Raw genomic sequence first — 17,451 nt, 5'->3', positions numbered from 1 at the left:
CTTGCGAGGCCGACGGGCGCAGGCAACGCACCCAGCGCACCCAGCACTTCGCAGAGAAGCGCCCCCAGCACTTCCCAGAGATCGGAGACGCGTCATGGCCCCATCCGCAGCCGTGGCCACACCGCCGCAGCCCCCGCCGACCGAGGCGCCCAAGGCGCCCCGGCGCCGTTCGGCGAGCCCCCGCCGCCTGCCGTATCTGCTGATCGCGCCCGCGGGCCTGCTGATGCTGGGCTTCATCGCCTACCCGGTGATCAGCGTCTTCTACTACAGCCTGCAGAACTACAACGTCACCAAGCCGTGGCGGAACGGCTTCGCCGGGCTCGACAACTTCCGGCGGATCTTCACCGAGGACGACCAGTTCTGGCCGGCGCTCGGCTTCAGCGCCCAGTGGGTCTTCACCCAGGTCACGCTGCAACTGCTCCTCGGCCTCGCGCTCGCCCTGATCGTCAACCAGACCTTCATCGGGCGCGGCATCTCCCGCGCCATGGTCTTCTCGCCCTGGGCCGTCTCCGGTGTGCTGACCAGCACCATCTGGATCCTGCTCTACAACTCCTCGACCGGCTTCAGCCGTTACCTCGCCGACGCCGGGATCGGCGAGTACGGCACCTCGGTCCTCTCGGACACCGGGACCGTCTTCTGGGCGGCCACCGTCACCGAACTCTGGCGCGGGGTCCCCTTCTTCGCGATCCTCATCCTCGCCGACCTCCAGTCCGTCTCCAAGGAGCTGTACGAGGCGGCGTCCGTCGACGGGGCGGGCCGGCTGCGGCAGTTCTTCCACATCACGCTGCCGCACCTGCGGGACGCGATCATCCTCGCCACCCTGCTGCGCGGCGTCTGGGAGTTCAACAACGTCGACCTCCTCTACACCCTCACCGGCGGCGGGCCCGCCGGGGTGACCACCACCCTGCCGCTCTACGTCGCCAACACCGGGATCGAGGGCCACGACTTCGGGTACGCCTCCGCGCTCACCACCGTCGCCTTCGTGATCCTCCTCTTCTGTTCGATCGCGTATCTGCGCCTGAGCAAGTTCGGAGGCGACCACAAGTGAGCGTCGTACTCACGGAGAAGCGCGGCACCGCCCAGCGGACCGCGTCCCACAGCACGCCCCCGCCGCCCTCCTCGCGCCGCCGCGCCGCGCGTGAGCGCGCCTTCGACGACGTACCGCGGTGGCAGATCTATCTGCCGCTCGGCCTCTACCTGCTGTTCACGCTCATCCCGTTCTACTGGATGCTGCTGTTCGCCGTACGGCCCGCCGGCTCCACCTCGCTGGTGCCCTGGCCGATGACCGGCGTGCACTTCTCCAAGGTCTGGAACGAGCGCAGCTTCGCCGTCTTCTTCCAGAACAGCATGATCGTCGGGGTCGCGACCCTCATCGCCACGACCGTGGTCGCCCTGGCGGGCGGCTACGCGCTCGCCCGGTTCGACTTCAAGATCAAGGGCGCGTTCATGCTGGCGCTGCTCTGCTCGCAGTTCATCCCGGGCGCGCTGATGCTCGTGCCGCTCTTCGAGATCTTCCGGAACCTCCAGATGATCAACTCGCTGGGGAGCGTCGTCATCGCGGAGACGGTCTTCCAGCTCCCGCTGTCGATCATCCTGATCAGCGGGTTCATCAAGAACGTCCCGGTCTCCCTGGAGGAGGCCGCCTGGGTCGACGGCTGCTCGCGCTTCACCGCCTTCCGCACGGTCGTGCTGCCGCTGCTGCGGCCCGGGCTGATCGCGGTCGGCTCCTTCGCCTTCGTCCACAGCTGGAACCACTTCCTGTTCGCGCTGATGTTCCTGAGCGAGCAGGACAAGCAGACGATCCCGGTCGGCCTCAACACCCTGATCGGCGCGGACAGCGTCGACCTGGGCGCGCTCGCGGCGGGCGGGGTCATCGCGGCGGTGCCCGTGGTGATCGTCTTCGCCTTCATCCAGAAGTGGCTGATCACGGGCTTCAGCGCCGGGGCGGTGAAGGGATGACCGCGACGCGTACGACCGCTCCCGTCCCCGTCGTCCTGGCCGGTGCCCGGGGGCACGGACGCTGGCACCTCGCCAACCTCCGCCGGCTCCAGCACCTGGGCCGGGTCAGGCTGGCCGGGATCTGCGAGCTGGAGCCGCTGAGCACGCAAGAGCTCGCCGACTCCGGTTTCGGTGCCGTCTCCGGTGGTCACGAACCGCCCGAGCAGTCCGACGACTTCGCCGCGCTCCTCGCCTCCACCGGAGCCCGGGCCGCCATCATCTGCACCCCCATCCAGACCCACACCGACCTGGCCCTGACCGCCGCCGCCCGCGGCGTCCACCTCCTGCTGGAGAAGCCGCCCGCCGCGACCTGGGCCGACTACGCGCGCATGACCGAAGGGGTCCGGCAGGCCGGCGTCGCCTGCCAGGTGGGGTTCCAGTCGTTCGGGTCGCACGCCCTGCCCGTCATCCGCGAGCTCGTACGCACCGGAGCCATCGGCAACGTCACCGGCATCGGCGCAGCCGGGGCGTGGGTCCGCGACGACGCCTACTACCGGCGGGCACCGTGGGCCGGGCGGCGCAGGCTCGGGGCCACGGACGTGGTCGACGGCGTCCTCACCAACCCGCTGGCGCACGCCGTGGCCACCGCGCTCGAACTCGCCTGCGCGGGAAGGGCCGAGGACGTGGCGTCCATCGAGGCCGAGCTCTTCCGGGCCAACGACATCGAGGCGGACGACACCAGCAGCGTTCGGATCACCACCACCGACGGGCTGCCCGTCACCGTCGCCGTCACCCTCTGCGCCGAACAGGCCGGGGAGCCGTACGTCATGGTCCACGGCGAGCGGGGCCGGATCACCTTCTGGTACAAGCAGGACCGTGTCCTTCTCCAGCGCGCCGGACACGGCCCCGAGGAGACGGTCCACGGCCGGACCGACCTCCTGGAGAACCTCGCCGACCACCTGGAGCACGGCACGCCGCTCCTGGCGCCGCCCGCGTGCACGGGGGCGTTCATGCGGGTCGTCGAAGCCGTGCGTACGGCCCCCGAGCCCGTACCGCTGCCCGCCGGCGCCTGGGCGACCCGGTACGACGGGCCCGGCGGCGGGGCACGGCGGGTCGTCCCCGGCATCGACGCCCTGGTCGCCGCCGGGGCCGAGTCCCTCAGCCTCTTCTCCGAGCTGGGCGCCCCCTGGGCCCGGGTGAGTGCGGGTGCCACCCCATGACCGGCCACGCCACGGCCCCGTTCCCCGACCTCCCCGCCACCCTCGCCTGCGGCACCACCACCGTCGCGCACTACGGCTACGGGCCCGGCGCGGCCGACCGCCCCCGCCTCCACCCCGTGACCACCCTCGGCGGGGTCACCGTCACCGAGGAGCGCCCGGCCGACCACGTCCACCACCTGGGCGTCTCGGTCGCCGTGCCCGATGTGGCCGGGTACAACTTCTGGGGCGGCCGCACCTTCGTACGGGGCCGGGGCCCCACCGCGCTCGACAACCACGGCGTCCAGCGCCACCTCGCCCGCCCGCACCGCAGCCCGGACGGCTTCACCCAGGAGCTGGGCTGGGAGGCGGCGGGCGGTGAACTCCTGCGCGAGCACCGGACGGTCACCGCGACCCGGATCGACGGTCGCGCCTGGGAGCTGGACCTCTCCTTCGTGCTCACCAACCACGGGGACACGGACCTCTCCATCGGCAGCCCCGCCACCAACGGCCGCCCGGGAGCCGGGTACGGCGGATTCTTCTGGCGCGCCCCCAAGGAGGCCGCCGCTCCCACCGTGTTCACCGCCACGCGTGAGGGCGAGGGGGAGGTCCACGGTCGTACGGCCGACTGGCTGGCCCTCGCCGGGACCGGCTGGACCCTCGTGTTCGTGGGGGCGACCGAGGAGACCCGGCGCGACCCGTGGTTCGTGCGGACGGCCGAGTACCCGGGCGTCGGCTCCTCCCTCGCGGCCAAGGAGCGGCTGCCGGTGCCCGCCGGGTCCTCCGTCGTACGCCGGATCATCACCGTCGTCGCGGACGGCGCGCTGGACCGGGCGACCGCTGCCGGGTACGCGCGCGCGGCGGTGACCCGGTGAGCCGGCGCGGTCAGGCCGGGGGCCGCCCCTGGACCGCCGACCTCGGTGACGGCACCTACCGCAACCCCGTCCTGAACGCCGACTGGTCCGACCCCGATGTCGTCCGCGTCGGCGACGACCACTACCTCACCGCGTCCAGCTTCGGCCGCGCCCCCGGCCTGCCGCTCCTGCACTCCCGCGACCTGGTCAACTGGACGCTCGTCGGGCACGCGCTGGACCGGCTCGAACCCGCCGCCGACTTTGCCGCCCCCCGCCACGACCGCGGCGTCTGGGCCCCCTCGCTGCGCCACCACGGCGGACGGTTCTGGATCTTCTGGGGCGACCCCGACCACGGTATCCAGCAGGTCAACGCCCCGCGCGTCGAAGGCCCTTGGAGTGCGCCGCACCTGCTCAAGGCGGGCCAGGGGCTCATCGACGCCTGCCCCCTGTGGGACGAGGAGACCGGCGAGGCCTACCTCGTGCACGCCTGGGCCAAGTCCCGCTCCGGCATCAAGAACCGCCTCACCGGCCACCGGATGAGCCCGGACGGCCGCGAACTGCTCGACGCGGGAGCGACGTTGGTGGACGGTGACCAGCTCCCCGGCTGGTTCACCCTCGAAGGCCCCAAGCTCTACCGCCATGACGGCCACTTCTGGATCTTCGCCCCGGCCGGGGGAGTGGAGACCGGCTGGCAGGGCGCCTTCCGGTCGCGCGAGTTCTCCGGCCCGTACGAGGAACGCGTCGTCCTCGCCCAAGGCCGTACCGGCGTCAACGGCCCCCACCAGGGCGCCTGGGTGCGGACGGCCGCGGGGGAGGACTGGTTCCTGCACTTCCAGGCGCGGGGAGCGTACGGGAGGGTCGTCCACCTCCAGCCGATGCGCTGGGACGCCGAGGGCTGGCCCGTCATCGGCGACGCTGGCGAACCCGTCTCCGTGCACACCAAGCCGGCCGCCCCCGAGCAGGCGGTGACGGCACCCGCCGTCGACGACGACTTCCCCGGCGGCCGGCCCGGCAGGCAGTGGCAGTGGACGGCCAACCCCGACCCCGGCTGGGTCGGAGGGGCGCCTGGGGAAGACGGGCTGCGGCTCACCTGCGTACGGACGGCGTACGCGCACGACCTGCGGCTGCTGCCCAGCGTTCTGGTCCAGCGCCTGCCCGCCGAGGAGTTCACCGTCGAGGTGGACCTCGCGCTGGACAGCGACGAGCCGGGGGCCAAGGCCGGGCTCGCCGTGCTCGGGGACGCCTTCAGCTGGATCGGTCTGGAGGCCGGGGCGGACGGGACGCCGCTCCTTGTGCACCGCTTCGCCGAAAGCGTCGCCCTACGGGAACGGGACGCGGCCGAGCCCCGCGCGTCCCCCGGTGGACGGGCCCGGCTGCGCGTCGAGGTCACGGCGGGTGCGCGCTGCCGGTTCTCCGCCGACACCGGCGACGGGTTCCGGCCCTCGGGCCCGGTCTTCGCCGCCACCCCCTGGCGCTGGGTCGGGGCCCTCCTCGGCCTCTTCGCCACCGCACCGGCCGGGACGGGCCCCGCCGGAACAGGCCCCGCAGGAACGGGTCGTTTCACCGCATTCCGCAGCAGAAACCTCACCACAGAGAAGAGCCGACGATGAACATCTCGAAGACACAGCGGGGGCGCGGCGCGGCCGCCGCTGTCTCCCTCACCGCAGTGCTCGCGCTGACGGCCACCGCGTGCGGCGACGACGGCAGCGGGTCCGGCACGGAAGGCAGCGGGAAGGGCGAGATCACCTTCTGGGACAACAACGGTGGTCCGCGCACCGCCATCTGGACCGAGATCATCAAGGACTTCGAGAAGCAGAACCCGGACATCAAGGTCAAGTACGTCCCGGTCCCGATCGCCGACGTCCAGTCCAAGTACGACACCGCCATCGCGGGCGGCGGGCTGCCCGACGTGGGCGGGGTCGGCACGGCCTACCTGGCCAACATCGTGTCGCAGGAAGCCCTGGAGCCGGTCAACGAGCGGTTGGAGGGCTCGGCGCTCCAGGGCAAGCTCGTCGAGTCCATGGTCGAGAGCGTCCGCGCGGCGGCCGGCCGGGGCGACGACATCTACTCCGTACCGACGTCCGCGAACAACGGCGTGCTCTGGTACCGCACCGACCTGTTCGACCGGGCCGGGCTCGAAGCCCCCGACACCTGGGCCAAGTTCTACACGGCGGCCGACAAGCTCACCGACGCCAAGAACAACAAGTTCGGCTACACGATCCGCGGCGGCGCCGGTTCCATCGCCCAGGCGCTGGACGCGATCTACGGGCAGTCCGGCATCACCGAGTTCTGGGACGGTGACAGGACCACGCTCAACGACCCCAGGAACGTGGCCGCGCTGGAGAAGTACGCGGGGCTGTACAAGCGGACCACGCCCGCGGCCGACGTCAACAACGACTTCACCAAGATGGTGGCCCAGTGGGACACCGGCACGATCGGCATGCTCAGCCACAACCTCGGCTCCTACCAGGACCACCTCAAGGCCCTCGGCGAGGACAAGTTCGCTGGCATCCCCGCCCCCATCGGGGACGGTGGCACCCGCGTACAGGTCTCCAACCCCGTCGACGGTCTCGGCCTCTTCCGGTCGAGCCGGAACAAGACCGCGGCCTGGAAGTTCATCGAGTTCGCCGCCTCCCACGAGTCCAACAGCAAGTGGAACGAGTCGGCCGGTGCCATCCCGGCCAACACCGAAGCGGCGAAGGACCCGTGGATCAACGAGGCCGAGTCGACCGCGCTGGCAGCGAAGACCCTGACCGACGGCTCCACGAAGATCGTCGACCTGCCGTACTACCTGCCCGACTGGAACAACATCAGCAAGGCCGACAACGAGCCGGAGTTCCAGAAGGTGCTGCTCGGCAAGATCACGGCCAAGGCGTTCCTGGACGGCATGGCCGAGGAGCTGAACGCCGCCAACAAGGAGTGGAAGGAGATCGGCAACGGCTGACCCGGCAGCCGTCCGCCGTGTCCCGCTGGTCCCCCTCCCCATGACGGGGGACCGGCGGCGGTCCGGGTCGCGCTCCGCCGCCGGTCCCTCTCCCGAGCACGTGTGCACCTCCCCGAGAGAGGCAGCCCCTCCCGTGTCACTCACCCGTAGACAGACCGCCACCGCTCTGCTCACCCTGCCCCTCGCCCTCGCCGCCACCCCCGCGCTCGCCCACGGCGGCGGGGGCGGGGGAGGCGGGCCCCGCCCCCGTACGGTCCACATCGCCGGCGACTCCACGGCCGCCCCGAAACCCGCCTCCGCCGCGCCCGAGACGGGGTGGGGCATGGCGCTCCCCTTCTTCCTCGCCCCGCGCCTCAGGGTCGCCAACCACGCGGTGAACGGCCGCAGTTCGAAGAGCTTCATCGACGAAGGCCGCCTCGCCGCGCTCCTCGCCGAGGTCCGCCCCGGCGATCTCGTCCTCGTCCAGTTCGGCCACAACGACCAGAAGACCGAGGACCCGGCCCGCGGGACGGACCCGTACACCACCTATCAGGAGTACCTGCGCCAGTACGTGAAGGGCGCCCGCGCACGGCGCGCGCGGCCGGTGCTGGTCACCTCGGTCGAGCGCCGCCGGTTCGCCGCCGACGGCACCGCCCGGCCCAGCCTCGGCGCGTACCCGGCGGCGATGCGCGCCCTGGCGGTGGAGGAGGGCGTTCCGCTGCTCGACCTCCAGGCGCACTCCCTCGCCCGCTGGCAGGAGCTCGGCCCGGACGGCACCGAGCCGTACTTCCTGTGGCTGGAGCCGGGTGAATCGCCCAACCACCCCGACGGCGTCCAGGACAACACCCACTTCAGGCCGGTGGGCGCCGTCGAGGTGGCCCGGATGACGGCCCGCGCCCTGCGGGATGAGGGCGTGCTCGCCGCCCGCGATCTCCGCCGCCTGGACGAACCGGTCCCGGCGGAGTGGATCAGCTGGCCGGCGACGGCCTGACAGCCGCGCTTCCCGCCTTCCTGCCCGCCTTCCTGCCCGCCTTCCTTCCCACCTTCCTCCCACCTTCCTCCCGCCTTCCTCCCTCCCTTTTCTCCTCGACGACAGAGAAGGATTCGTCATGCCCGCACGCACGCGCCACACCCGCACCCGCGCCATCGCCGTGGTCCTGGGCTGCGCCTCGCTGGCCCTCGTCATGAGCGCCCCGGCCCAGGCCACCCCGCACCCGCTGCACCAGGGAAGCCACCGGGGAACCCACCACAGCACCGGCGTCGAGCGCGCCGTTCTGCCCGCCGGGGACGGCTGGGCCGCCGCCGAGGGTTCCACCACCGGCGGCGCCGACGCCACCCCCGCCCACGTCTACACCGTGACCAACCGGGCCGAGCTCATCGCCGCCTTCGCGGAGGCGGGCGACGCGCCGAAGATCGTCAGGGTCTCCGGCACCGTGCACGGCAACTCCGACGCCGCCGGCACACCGATCGGCTGCGAGCGGTACCAGACCGGCGGCTACACGCTGGAGAAGTACCTCGCCGCCTACGACCCCGAGGTCTGGGGCCGGGACGCGGTCCCCTCGGGCCCGCTGGAGGACGCTCGCGTCGCCTCCGCGAAGAAGCAGGCGGCGGCCGTCAACATCAAGGTCCCCTCCAACACCACCCTGATCGGCGTGGGGAAGGACCCGAAGATCATCGGGGCCGGGCTCCAGGTGAGAGACGTCTCCAACGTCATCATCCGCAACATCACCTTCGAGGACACCTACGACTGCTTCCCCCAGTGGGACCCCACGGACGGGGCCGGGGGCGCCTGGAACGCGGAGTACGACAACCTCGTCGTGTACGGCTCCCGTCATGTCTGGGTCGACCACAACACCTTCAGCGACGGCGGCCGGCCCGACGCCGACCAGCCCCACTACTTCGGCCAGGTCTACCAGCAGCACGACGGGCTCTTCGACATCGTGCGCGGCGCCGACCTGGTCACCGTCTCGTGGAACGTCCTCAAGGACCACGACAAGACCATGCTCATCGGCAACAGCGACGGTGCGGGCGCCAGCGACCGGGGCAAGCTCCGTGTCACCCTCCACCACAACCTCTTCAAGGACGTCAAGGAGCGGGCGCCGCGCGTGCGGTTCGGCCAGGTCGACTCGTACAACAACCACTTCGTCGCGACGACGGGAAGCGCGTACGGCTACACGTACGGCATCGGCGCCGAGTCCCAACTGGTGGCCGAGCACAACGCGTTCACGCTCACGAGGGAGGTCGACCGGGCGACGATCCTGAAGAAGTGGTCGGAGTCCTCGCTCACGGCCGGGAACAACTACGTCAACGGCCAGAAGACCGACCTGATCGCCGTGCACAACGCGGGTGTGCCCGGCGAGCACCTCACGGAGGGCGCCGGCTGGACGCCCCGGCTGCGGACGGCGGTCCACCACCCGCTGGTCGTGCCGGTGCTCGTGGCGCTCAAGGCCGGGGCGGGCAAGGCGTCGTCCGGCCACTGAGAGCCCGCACCTGGTGAACCGGCGCGCCCCTGAACCGGCGCGTCCCTGAACCGACACGTCCCTGAACCGGCCGGAGCGGCACCGCATGCTTTCCACCATCCCGGAGAGCGCCGCTCCGGCCTTTCGCCGCTCACTCCGAGGAGACCCATGCCCAGCAGGCGCACCGCTCTCGCCCTGTTCGCCGGAACCACCGCCGCCCTCACCCTCGGCGCGCCCGCCGCCCGGGCCCGCACCGCGCACCCCCGCCCCTTCGGCCGCCACGGCTCACCGGCCCGGCGCCGGGACCCCCGCACGCTGTACGTCGACCCGTACGGCCGGGGCGACCACGCCGACGTACAGTCCGCCGTCGACGCGGCGACCGGCACCGGGCGCACCCTCGTGATCGCCCCCGGGGTGTACCGGGCGACGGTCCTCGTCGGGGCCGCCCGCGAGGGGCTCACCCTGATCGGCGCGAGCGGCGACGCCCGGGACACCGTGCTCGTGTACGGCAACGCGGCGGGCACGCCGAAGCCCGACGGGTCCGGAACCCTGGGGACCAGCGGATCGGCCTCCGTCACCGTCCGGGCGGCCGGGTTCACCGCCCGCGACCTGACCTTCGCCAACGACTGGCTGCGCTCCGACAACCCCGAGTACACGGGCACGCAGGCCGTCGCCATCAAGGTCCAGGGCGACCGCTCGGCGTTCTACGGCTGCCGGTTCCTCGGCCACCAGGACACCCTGTACGCCGACTCCCCCGCCCTCACCTCGTTCGCCCGCCACTACTACCGCGACTGCTACGTGGAGGGGGACGTCGACTTCGTCTTCGGCCGCGCGAGCGCCGTCTTCGACCGCTGCCACTTCCGTACGCTCACCCGCACGGACCTGGCCTCGGCCCCGTACGGCTTCGTCTTCGCGCCGAGCACCGCCGGGGCCAACCCGTACGGCTTCCTGGTCCTGCGCTCCCGGGTCACGAGCACCGCCCCGGACGCGTACTACAAGCTGGCCCGCCCCTGGGTGCCGTCGTCGGACCTCACCGCGCGCCCGATGCTGACCGTCCGGGACAGCCACCTCGGCCCGGGGATCGACGCCGTGACGCCGTACGCCACCATGTCCGCGGGCTTCCCGTGGCAGGACCAGCGCTTCGCCGAGCACCGCAACACCGGTCCCGGCGCCCGGGTCACGGTCCCCGCGAACCGCCCGCAGCTCACCGCCGCCGAGGCCCGCGCCCACACGCCGGCGCGCTGGCTGTCCGAAGCCCGCTGACCGGACGGCGGCCGTTGTCCGGACGGCGCTCGCCGACCGGACGGCCTCGACCCGCGTCTCCCGGAACGTACGTGGGGGACGCGGGTCGAGGAAGGTGGTGGGCGGGGTCTTCGCCGCTAGCCCGCGTACGTCTCGAACTCGGCGATCCTCGGGGTGCCGGACGAGCTGGTGATCTCGAAGGTGATCTTGCGCAGGGAGGTGCGGGGGAAGGCGATGGGCCCCGCACCGTTGCCGGAGGCCAGGACGGCGCCGGTGTCACCGTTGAGGAGCCGCCAGGCCTTGACGTTGCCCGTGGCGCCGGCTGCCTCGCGGATGTGGACCGAGGAGACGGCGGTGGCGGAGGCCCACTTGATCGAGGCGGAGCCGGTGGCGCCGGCGGGGGACCAGTAGGTGGTCATGCTGCCGTCGCGGAGGTCGCCGTAGCTCGTCCCGGCGGCCTTGCTGGAGCCGTCGGAGCCGGCGCCGATGCTGAGGTTGGTGCCGGTGGGGGGAGTGGGTCCGGGGGTGGGGTCGGTGGGCCCCGGGGTCGGGTCGGTCGGGCCCGGAGCCGGTGTCTGCGGGGAGCAGTTGCCGTCCGAGACCCTGTTCCCCTTGCCGGCGCCCGCCGTCCGGCTCACGACGTCCGGGACGCAACTGGCCGCGTCGGCACGGTAGGTGTAGGGGATGGCGACCGTGGTGGTGGACTTCATTTCGGGCCCGGCGGGGTTGGTCGTACTGCCGGGGCTGGACCAGGTCACGTTGTCGAGCGTGTTGCCGCTGGCCTGCCAGTAGCCGGCCGCGTCGGTGTAGAAGGTGCCGAGGACGTCCTTGGAGTTCTTGAAGTAGTTGTTCTCCACCTTGGCGCGTGCCCCGGCCCGCGAGTTGATGCCGGACTCGTTGAGCCTGACGTAGTGGTTGTTGTACATGTGGGCGATGCCGCCGCGCAGCAGGGGGGCGCGGGAGTCGATGTTCTCGTACAGGTTGTGGTGGTAGGTGATGAAGCCGTTGGACAGCTCGGTCTCGCTGGATCCGACGAGCCCGCCGCGGCCGGAGTTGCGCAGGATGCTGTACGAGAGGGTCACGTACTGGGTGTTGTCCTTCATGTCGAAGAGGCCGTCGTACCCCTCCGACTCCCCGCCCGAGGCCTCCAGGGTGGTGTGATCGACCCAGACGTTGCGGACGTTCGTCTCCATGCCGATGGCGTCGCCGCCGTTGGAGGTGGGCGAGCCGGACTTCTTGACGTTCCGGACGGTCACGTTCTGGATGATGATGTTGCGGGCCTCGCGCAGGTGGATGCCCAGCTGGTCGAAGACGGCGCCGCTGCCGACGCCGACGATCGTGACGTTGCTGACCTGCTTGATCTCGATCACGCCCGCTGCCGTGTTGCAGCTGCTGCCGGAGACTTTGGTGGTGTTGCCGTGGTTGATGGTGCCCTCGACCTCGATGACGATCGGGGTGCTGCTGCTGGCCCGTCCGCACAGGGCCGCGTGTATCTGGGTGCCGGTGGTGGCCCGCACGGTCTGCCCGCCGGCGCCGCCGGTGGTCCCGCCGTTCTGGGTGGCGTACCCGGTGGCGCTGCCGGTCGCCGCCGAGGCCGCGGGCGCCGACGTCAGCACCACTCCGGTGGCGGCCGCGAGGGCCAGGGTGGCGACGGCGGCCTGCAGCCGCCGTGCGACTGGTCGTCTCATGTTCGTCTCCCCATTCGTCTTCGGATGGAAGGTTGTTGCGTTCATGACATGTGGGAGCGCTCCCTCGCACGACCGCGTGCGGGAGGTGGTTCTCGTGGAGGGGGCAACGATAGAAAGCGCTTTCCCCTGGTGAAGATAGAGAGGGGTGAGCCGCTCTGGCAAGGTGTGTGCAGCGCCTGAATCGCGTACGACGGACGCGTACGACGGAGAGGCCCCACCGCGGCGAAGCGATGGGGCCCCTCCTGGTCGCGCTCGTACGCCTCAGGCGTCGGCGCCCGCCCCGCGGCGGCGCACGAGGAACATCGCGCCGGCGCCGAGCGCCACGGCCGCGCCGCTCGCGAGGGCGAGCTGCGTGGTGGCGTCGGACGAACCGGTCGCGGCGAGGGTGCCGCTCGTGGTGATCACCGGGACGCTCGAACCCGAGCCCTGCGGAGTGACCCCGGAGCCTGCGGCCGGGGCGCTGGTGCTGGTGCTGGGCTTGGGGGTCGGCTTGGGGGCGGGCTTGCCGGCCGCCGCCTCGATGTCGAACTCGTTGACGGCGGCGTCGGGCGTCAGGCCGCAGGAGCCATCCTTGTTGAAGTAGTCACCCGCGATGAAGGTGAGGCCCTGTCCGGCCGGGGTCTTGGCGTCGACGTCCAGGCGCAGCTTGATGTCGGCCTGCTCGCCGGGCTTCAGCGCGCCGATGGCGTCGATGTAGAGGTCGCCGTCGAGGGCCTGCCACTTCGGGGACTGGGTGGTCGACCACTTCAGCTTCAGGTACTTGGCGATGTCCTTGGCGCCGCTCTTGTCGGTCGCGTGGACGCTCGCGTAGGTGAGGACCTTCTCCATGTCCTTCTCGGTGCCGTTGGCCACCCGGACCGAGAAGGTGGTGACGGTGCCGGCGGTGACCGTGGAGGGGAAGCCCTTCACGACCGTGGTGAGGCCGGGCTCGTCCACGCACGCCCCGCCGCCGGGGTTCTCCTCTTCCTCCTGCTTGGCGCGCTCCAGGGCCGCGTCGGCGGCCGTCTTGGCGGCGAGCGCCTCCTTCGTGGCGTCCTGCGCCTTGCTGAGGGCCTTGTACGCCTCGGCCTTTGCGTCGTCCGCGAGCTTGGTGGCGGCCTTGGACTCGGCCTCGGCTCTCGTCGCCGCCGTCGCTGCCGTCGCGGCGGCGGTCTTGGCGTCGGCGAGAGCCGTCTCGGCGGCGGCCTTGTCCTCGTCGCTGGCGTCCTTGTCCTCGGTCAGGGCGTCGCGTGCGGCCTGCGCGACCGTGACCGCCTGGTCGGCGGTGGCCTTCGCGGTGGCGGCTTCGTCCGCGGCCTTCCGGGCGGCCTTGGCCGCCACGGTGAGGGGCGCGGTGTCGGAGATCGCCGCCTCCACCGCCTCGTACGCGGTCTTCTCGGCCGCGACGGCCTCGTCGTACGCCTTCTCCGCCTCGGCCGCCGCCTTTTCGAGCTCCTTGACGGTCGGCTTGGCCGGCGTCTGTGCGGCGGGCTTGGTGTCGGCGAACGCGGGGGTGACGGAGAGCATGACGGCAGGCGTCGTCACGGCGACGGCGACGGCCGTGGCGAGAATGCTGCGAATCTTCACTTGAGCCCTTTTTTGGTCCGGGACGCAGAATGGGGAGCGGCCGTCCCGGCTGTAGGGATCACACGGGTGGCCTGTGGCGATGGTATGGCGGACGTACGAACGTACGGTGGGTATTTCCCGGCCGGTGCGGGCCGAAAGGTGTCATCGCCAGCAGACAGAGAGAGTGAAAAGGGGCAGTTGCTCTCCGGGTCTGCGCTTTTCCTGTGACCAACACCATGGGAAAGGGAAGGGGGGAATCGATGGTGGCGGTGCGCCCGCATTTCCCGCCCATTCAACCGGAGTCCCGCATTCACGTCTTCCTCGGGTTCGCGCGGGGGGAGCCCATGCCCTCCCCCTTCCCTCCGCCCCTTGTCTGATGAGCCGTCAGGTACGACGATGGCGGCCGTCATCCGGAGCGGGGAGTGCCCCGGGGGCGAACGGAAGGAGGCCGCCGTGCCGATACCGCCACCGCCGCTGCCGTCCCCCGACGGACCGCTGCTGTACGGGATACAGCTCCCGGTCCAGTCGCGGAGCGCCATCTACGCCGAGCCCTGGGAGGCGGCGGCGACCCCCGCCGACCTCGTCCGCATCGCCGGGGCCGCCGACCGCGGCGGCTTCGCCTACCTCGCGAGCTGCGATCACATCGCCATCCCGCGCCGGCTCGCGGAGGGGATGGGGACGGTCTGGTACGACCCCGTCGCCACGCTCGCGTTCCTCGCCGGGGTCACCCGGCGCGTGCTCCTGATGAGCCATGTCGCCGTCCTCGGGCTGCGCCACCCGCTGATCACCGCCAAGCAGTACGCCACCCTCGACCACCTCAGCGGCGGACGGCTGATCCTGGGCGTCGGGGCCGGGCACGTACGGGAGGATTTCGAGGCGGTCGGGGCGGACTTCGACGGGCGCGGGGGCGTGCTGGACGAGAGCATCGACGCCCTGCGGGCGGCGCTCGGGCCGGAGGAGTACCCGGAGTTCGCCGGGGAACGGTTCTCCTTCGGCGGCCTCGGGCAGCTGCCCCGCCCCGCGCGGGAACGGGTGCCGATCTGGGTGGGCGGCTCCTCGCCCGCCGCCGTGCGCCGGGCGGCCGTACGGGGTGACGGCTGGCTCCCGCAGGGCGATGCCCGCAACCGGCTGCCCGTGCAGATCGCCCGGGTGCACGCCCTGCGGGAGGAGGCGGGGGTCCGGGAGCCGATCGTCATCGGTGCGATCACCGAGCCGCTGTACGTCGGTGAGCCCGGGTGGCCCGTAGGGCGGCGGACCCTCGCCGGAAAGCCGGAGGGGCTGGCGGAGTCGCTGCGGGAGTACGCGGCGATCGGCGTGCACCAGATCCAGGTGCGGTTCCGGAGTCGGAGTGTCGACGAACTGACCGATCAGATGGCGGCGTTCGGAGCGGACGTGGCCCCTCATCTCAGCCTGTAGGGAGAACGTCATGGGCAAGCTGGACGGGCGGGTCGTCCTGGTCACCGGAGCGGCGCGCGGGCAGGGTGAGCAGGAGGCGCGGCTCTTCGCGGCGGAGGGGGCGCGGGTTGTCATCGCCGATGTGCTGGTGGAGCGAGGGGAGGCGCTGGCGAAGGAGTTGGGGGAGGCCACCGCCCGGTTCGTGCGGCTCGACGTGGGGCGGGAGGAGGAGTGGGCCGAGGCGGTGTGCGTGGCCCGGGACGCCTTCGGGAAGATCGACGGGCTCATCAACAACGCGGGCATCCTCCGCTTCAACGAGCTGGTCAACACCCCGCTGGAGGAGTTCCAGCAGGTGGTGCAGGTCAACCTGACGGGTGCGTTCCTCGGGATCCGTGCGCTCGCGCCGGAGATCGAGGCGGCGGGGGGCGGGACGATCGTCAACACGTCCTCGTACACCGGTCTGACGGGCATGGCGCTGGTCGGCGCGTACGCCGCGACCAAGCACGCCGTCCTCGGCCTCACGAAGGTCGCCGCCGTGGAGCTGGCGGGCAAGGGCATCCGGGTCAACGCCATCTGCCCGGGGGCGGTCGACACGGCGATGAGCAACCCGGCCCTGCTGGATCCGGACGCCGACCTGGGCAGGTCCGACGCGGCGCTGGACGCGTACTACCGCAAGCTCGTGCCGATGGGCCGGATCGGCCGGCCCGAGGAGGTGGCCGCGCTGGCCCTCTTCCTCACCGCCGAGGACTCCTCGTACATCACCGGGCAGCCGTTCGTCATCGACGGGGGGTGGCTGGCGGGGGTCAGCCTCTTGTGATCACGCCACCTGACGGATCGTCAGCTATTGACGGGTCGCGGCGGCGGTGGAACAGTCGGTCGCATCGCTATCTGACGGTGCGTCAGAAGCCGTCGGAGACCTGGGCAGGAAAACTTGAGGACGGTGAACCTCCGTGGAATTCGGGCTCTTTGTTCAGGGGTACGTGCCCGCCGCGCGTGCAAGGGTGGACCCCGAGGCAGAGCACAAGGCACTGATCGAGGAGACCGAGTACGTCATCCAGGCGGACAAGTCCGGCTTCAAGTACGCCTGGGCCTCCGAGCACCACTTCCTGGAGGAGTACTCGCACCTCTCCGCCAACGACGTGTACCTCGGCTACCTCGCGCACGCCACCGACCGCATCCACCTCGGCTCGGGCATCTTCAACCCGCTCGCCCCCGTCAACCACCCGGTGAAGGTCGCGGAGAAGGTCGCCATGCTCGACCATCTCTCCGAGGGACGCTTCGAGTTCGGCACCGGGAGGGGGGCCGGCAGCCACGAGATCCTCGGGTTCATGCCGGGCATCACCGACATGAACCACACGAAGGAGCTGTGGGAGGAGACGATCGCCGAGTTCCCCAAGATGTGGCTCCAGGACGAGTACGTCGGCTTCCAGGGCAAGCACTGGTCGCTCCCGCCGCGCAAGATCCTGCCGAAGCCGTACGGGGGTGCCCACCCGGCCATGTGGTACGCGGCCGGGTCGCCGTCCTCGTACGCCATGGCGGGGAAGAAGGGGCTCGGGGTGCTGGGCTTCAGCGTGCAGAAGGTCTCCGACATGGAGTGGGTCGTCGAGTCCTACAAGAACGCGGTCAAGGACGCGGAGCCGGTGGGGGCGTTCGTCAACGACAACGTGATGGTGACGTCGACGGCGATCTGCGCCGAGACGCATGCGGAGGCGGTGCGGATCGCGGTGGGGGGCGGGCTGAACTACCTCCAGTCGCTGCTGTTCCGCTACCACGACACGTTTCCGCGGCCGGAGGGGATCCCGGAGTGGCCGCAGCTGCTGCCGGAGTACACCGAGGAGATCGTGGAGCTGCTCATCGCGGAGGAGCTGATGATCTGCGGGGATCCCGACGAGGTGCTGAAGCAGTGCCGGCGGTGGGATCAGGCGGGGGCGGATCAGCTGAGCTTCGGGCTGCCGATCGGGATCAGCCCGCAGGACACGATGACGACGATCCGGTTGATCGGGGAGCACGTGATCCCGAGGATCGACACGGATCCGGTGCATCGGACCTCGCGGTTCCGCGGTTCTGCCACCTCTGCCTGAAGAGGGGCCAGGGCCCGCACGAACCGAGCCCCTCCGGCGGTCGAGGAGCCGGGGTGCGTACCGCGGCCCGAGCGTGCGTAACCCGGCTGTCCCACCCGAGCCGAAGAAGGAACCCACCGGAAGGGAACCG

The 17,451-nt window shown here is 71.4% G+C and carries 14 protein-coding genes; 12 read left to right on the top strand and 2 right to left on the bottom strand.

What is annotated here, in order from left to right:
- Positions 1-94: 94 nt before the first annotated feature.
- From AMK21_RS19925 to AMK21_RS19885, 9 genes are all read left to right on the top strand, one after another.
- Complete coding sequence (locus AMK21_RS19925) at positions 95-1,048, top strand: carbohydrate ABC transporter permease (RefSeq protein ID WP_073879744.1); 954 nt, start codon at positions 95-97, stop codon at positions 1,046-1,048.
- Positions 1,045-1,959, top strand: coding sequence for a carbohydrate ABC transporter permease (locus AMK21_RS19920; RefSeq protein WP_073879742.1), 915 nt, complete (start codon positions 1,045-1,047; stop codon positions 1,957-1,959). Before AMK21_RS19925 ends, AMK21_RS19920 begins: the two co-directional genes overlap by 4 nt.
- Positions 1,956-3,158, top strand: a complete 1,203-nt coding sequence (locus AMK21_RS19915) for a Gfo/Idh/MocA family protein (RefSeq protein WP_073879740.1) — start codon at positions 1,956-1,958, stop codon at positions 3,156-3,158. The genes AMK21_RS19920 and AMK21_RS19915 overlap by 4 nt, the downstream gene beginning before the upstream one ends.
- Complete coding sequence (locus AMK21_RS19910; protein ID WP_073879738.1) at positions 3,155-4,009, top strand: PmoA family protein; 855 nt, start codon at positions 3,155-3,157, stop codon at positions 4,007-4,009. Before AMK21_RS19915 ends, AMK21_RS19910 begins: the two co-directional genes overlap by 4 nt.
- Positions 4,006-5,598 (top strand): glycoside hydrolase 43 family protein, encoded by a 1,593-nt coding sequence (locus AMK21_RS19905; RefSeq protein ID WP_073879736.1) that lies wholly within the window; start codon positions 4,006-4,008, stop codon positions 5,596-5,598. The genes AMK21_RS19910 and AMK21_RS19905 overlap by 4 nt, the downstream gene beginning before the upstream one ends.
- Positions 5,595-6,932, top strand: coding sequence for an ABC transporter substrate-binding protein (locus tag AMK21_RS19900; protein ID WP_073879734.1), 1,338 nt, complete (start codon positions 5,595-5,597; stop codon positions 6,930-6,932). The genes AMK21_RS19905 and AMK21_RS19900 overlap by 4 nt, the downstream gene beginning before the upstream one ends.
- Before the next feature lie 133 nt (positions 6,933-7,065).
- The gene (locus tag AMK21_RS19895) at positions 7,066-7,902 is read left to right on the top strand and encodes a rhamnogalacturonan acetylesterase (protein WP_073879732.1); all 837 of its coding nucleotides are present in this window, start codon (positions 7,066-7,068) and stop codon (positions 7,900-7,902) included.
- 118 nt (positions 7,903-8,020) lie between these two features.
- Complete coding sequence (locus AMK21_RS19890) at positions 8,021-9,391, top strand: pectate lyase family protein (protein ID WP_073879730.1); 1,371 nt, start codon at positions 8,021-8,023, stop codon at positions 9,389-9,391.
- A gap of 147 nt (positions 9,392-9,538) precedes the next feature.
- A complete protein-coding gene (locus tag AMK21_RS19885) occupies positions 9,539-10,633 on the top strand; it encodes a pectinesterase family protein (RefSeq protein ID WP_073879728.1) in 1,095 nt (364 codons plus the stop codon).
- A gap of 116 nt (positions 10,634-10,749) precedes the next feature.
- Here the strand turns inward: AMK21_RS19885 and AMK21_RS19880 are convergent, their stop codons facing one another.
- Both AMK21_RS19880 and AMK21_RS19875 read right to left on the bottom strand, forming a co-directional pair.
- The gene (locus AMK21_RS19880; protein ID WP_073879726.1) at positions 10,750-12,300 is read right to left on the bottom strand and encodes a pectate lyase family protein; all 1,551 of its coding nucleotides are present in this window, start codon (positions 12,298-12,300) and stop codon (positions 10,750-10,752) included.
- A gap of 261 nt (positions 12,301-12,561) precedes the next feature.
- Positions 12,562-13,866 (bottom strand): peptidase, encoded by a 1,305-nt coding sequence (locus AMK21_RS19875; protein WP_073879723.1) that lies wholly within the window; start codon positions 13,864-13,866, stop codon positions 12,562-12,564.
- Positions 13,867-14,352: 486 nt separating this feature from the next.
- On the opposite strand from AMK21_RS19875, the gene AMK21_RS19870 reads away from it, so the two are divergent.
- The 3 genes from AMK21_RS19870 to AMK21_RS19860 all read left to right on the top strand — a co-directional run bounded on the left by AMK21_RS19870 (position 14,353) and on the right by AMK21_RS19860 (position 17,321).
- Positions 14,353-15,261: a TIGR03619 family F420-dependent LLM class oxidoreductase gene (locus AMK21_RS19870; protein ID WP_420712517.1), complete on the top strand. Its 909-nt coding sequence runs from the start codon at positions 14,353-14,355 to the stop codon at positions 15,259-15,261.
- A gap of 10 nt (positions 15,262-15,271) precedes the next feature.
- The gene (locus tag AMK21_RS19865; protein WP_073879721.1) at positions 15,272-16,057 is read left to right on the top strand and encodes an SDR family NAD(P)-dependent oxidoreductase; all 786 of its coding nucleotides are present in this window, start codon (positions 15,272-15,274) and stop codon (positions 16,055-16,057) included.
- A gap of 133 nt (positions 16,058-16,190) precedes the next feature.
- A complete protein-coding gene (locus tag AMK21_RS19860; protein WP_073879720.1) occupies positions 16,191-17,321 on the top strand; it encodes an LLM class flavin-dependent oxidoreductase in 1,131 nt (376 codons plus the stop codon).
- Positions 17,322-17,451: the final 130 nt, after the last annotated feature.

Source organism: Streptomyces sp. CB00316, assembly GCF_001905595.1.
Taxonomy (GTDB): domain Bacteria; phylum Actinomycetota; class Actinomycetes; order Streptomycetales; family Streptomycetaceae; genus Streptomyces.
Note: the sequence above shows the minus strand (reverse complement) of the source record. Positions and strands in the feature narration are given on the sequence as shown.

Bases quoted from the DNA above. Each gene is read 5' to 3' on its own strand.
- AMK21_RS19925 (WP_073879744.1), top strand. From the start codon at position 95: ATGGCCCCATCCGCAGCCGTGGCCACACCGCCGCAGCCCCCGCCGACC.
- AMK21_RS19915 (WP_073879740.1), top strand. From the start codon at position 1,956: ATGACCGCGACGCGTACGACCGCTCCCGTCCCCGTCGTCCTGGCCGGT.
- AMK21_RS19910 (WP_073879738.1), top strand. From the start codon at position 3,155: ATGACCGGCCACGCCACGGCCCCGTTCCCCGACCTCCCCGCCACCCTC.
- AMK21_RS19900 (WP_073879734.1), top strand. From the start codon at position 5,595: ATGAACATCTCGAAGACACAGCGGGGGCGCGGCGCGGCCGCCGCTGTC.
- AMK21_RS19890 (WP_073879730.1), top strand. From the start codon at position 8,021: ATGCCCGCACGCACGCGCCACACCCGCACCCGCGCCATCGCCGTGGTC.
- AMK21_RS19885 (WP_073879728.1), top strand. From the start codon at position 9,539: ATGCCCAGCAGGCGCACCGCTCTCGCCCTGTTCGCCGGAACCACCGCC.
- AMK21_RS19880 (WP_073879726.1), bottom strand. From the start codon at position 12,300: ATGAGACGACCAGTCGCACGGCGGCTGCAGGCCGCCGTCGCCACCCTG.
- AMK21_RS19865 (WP_073879721.1), top strand. From the start codon at position 15,272: ATGGGCAAGCTGGACGGGCGGGTCGTCCTGGTCACCGGAGCGGCGCGC.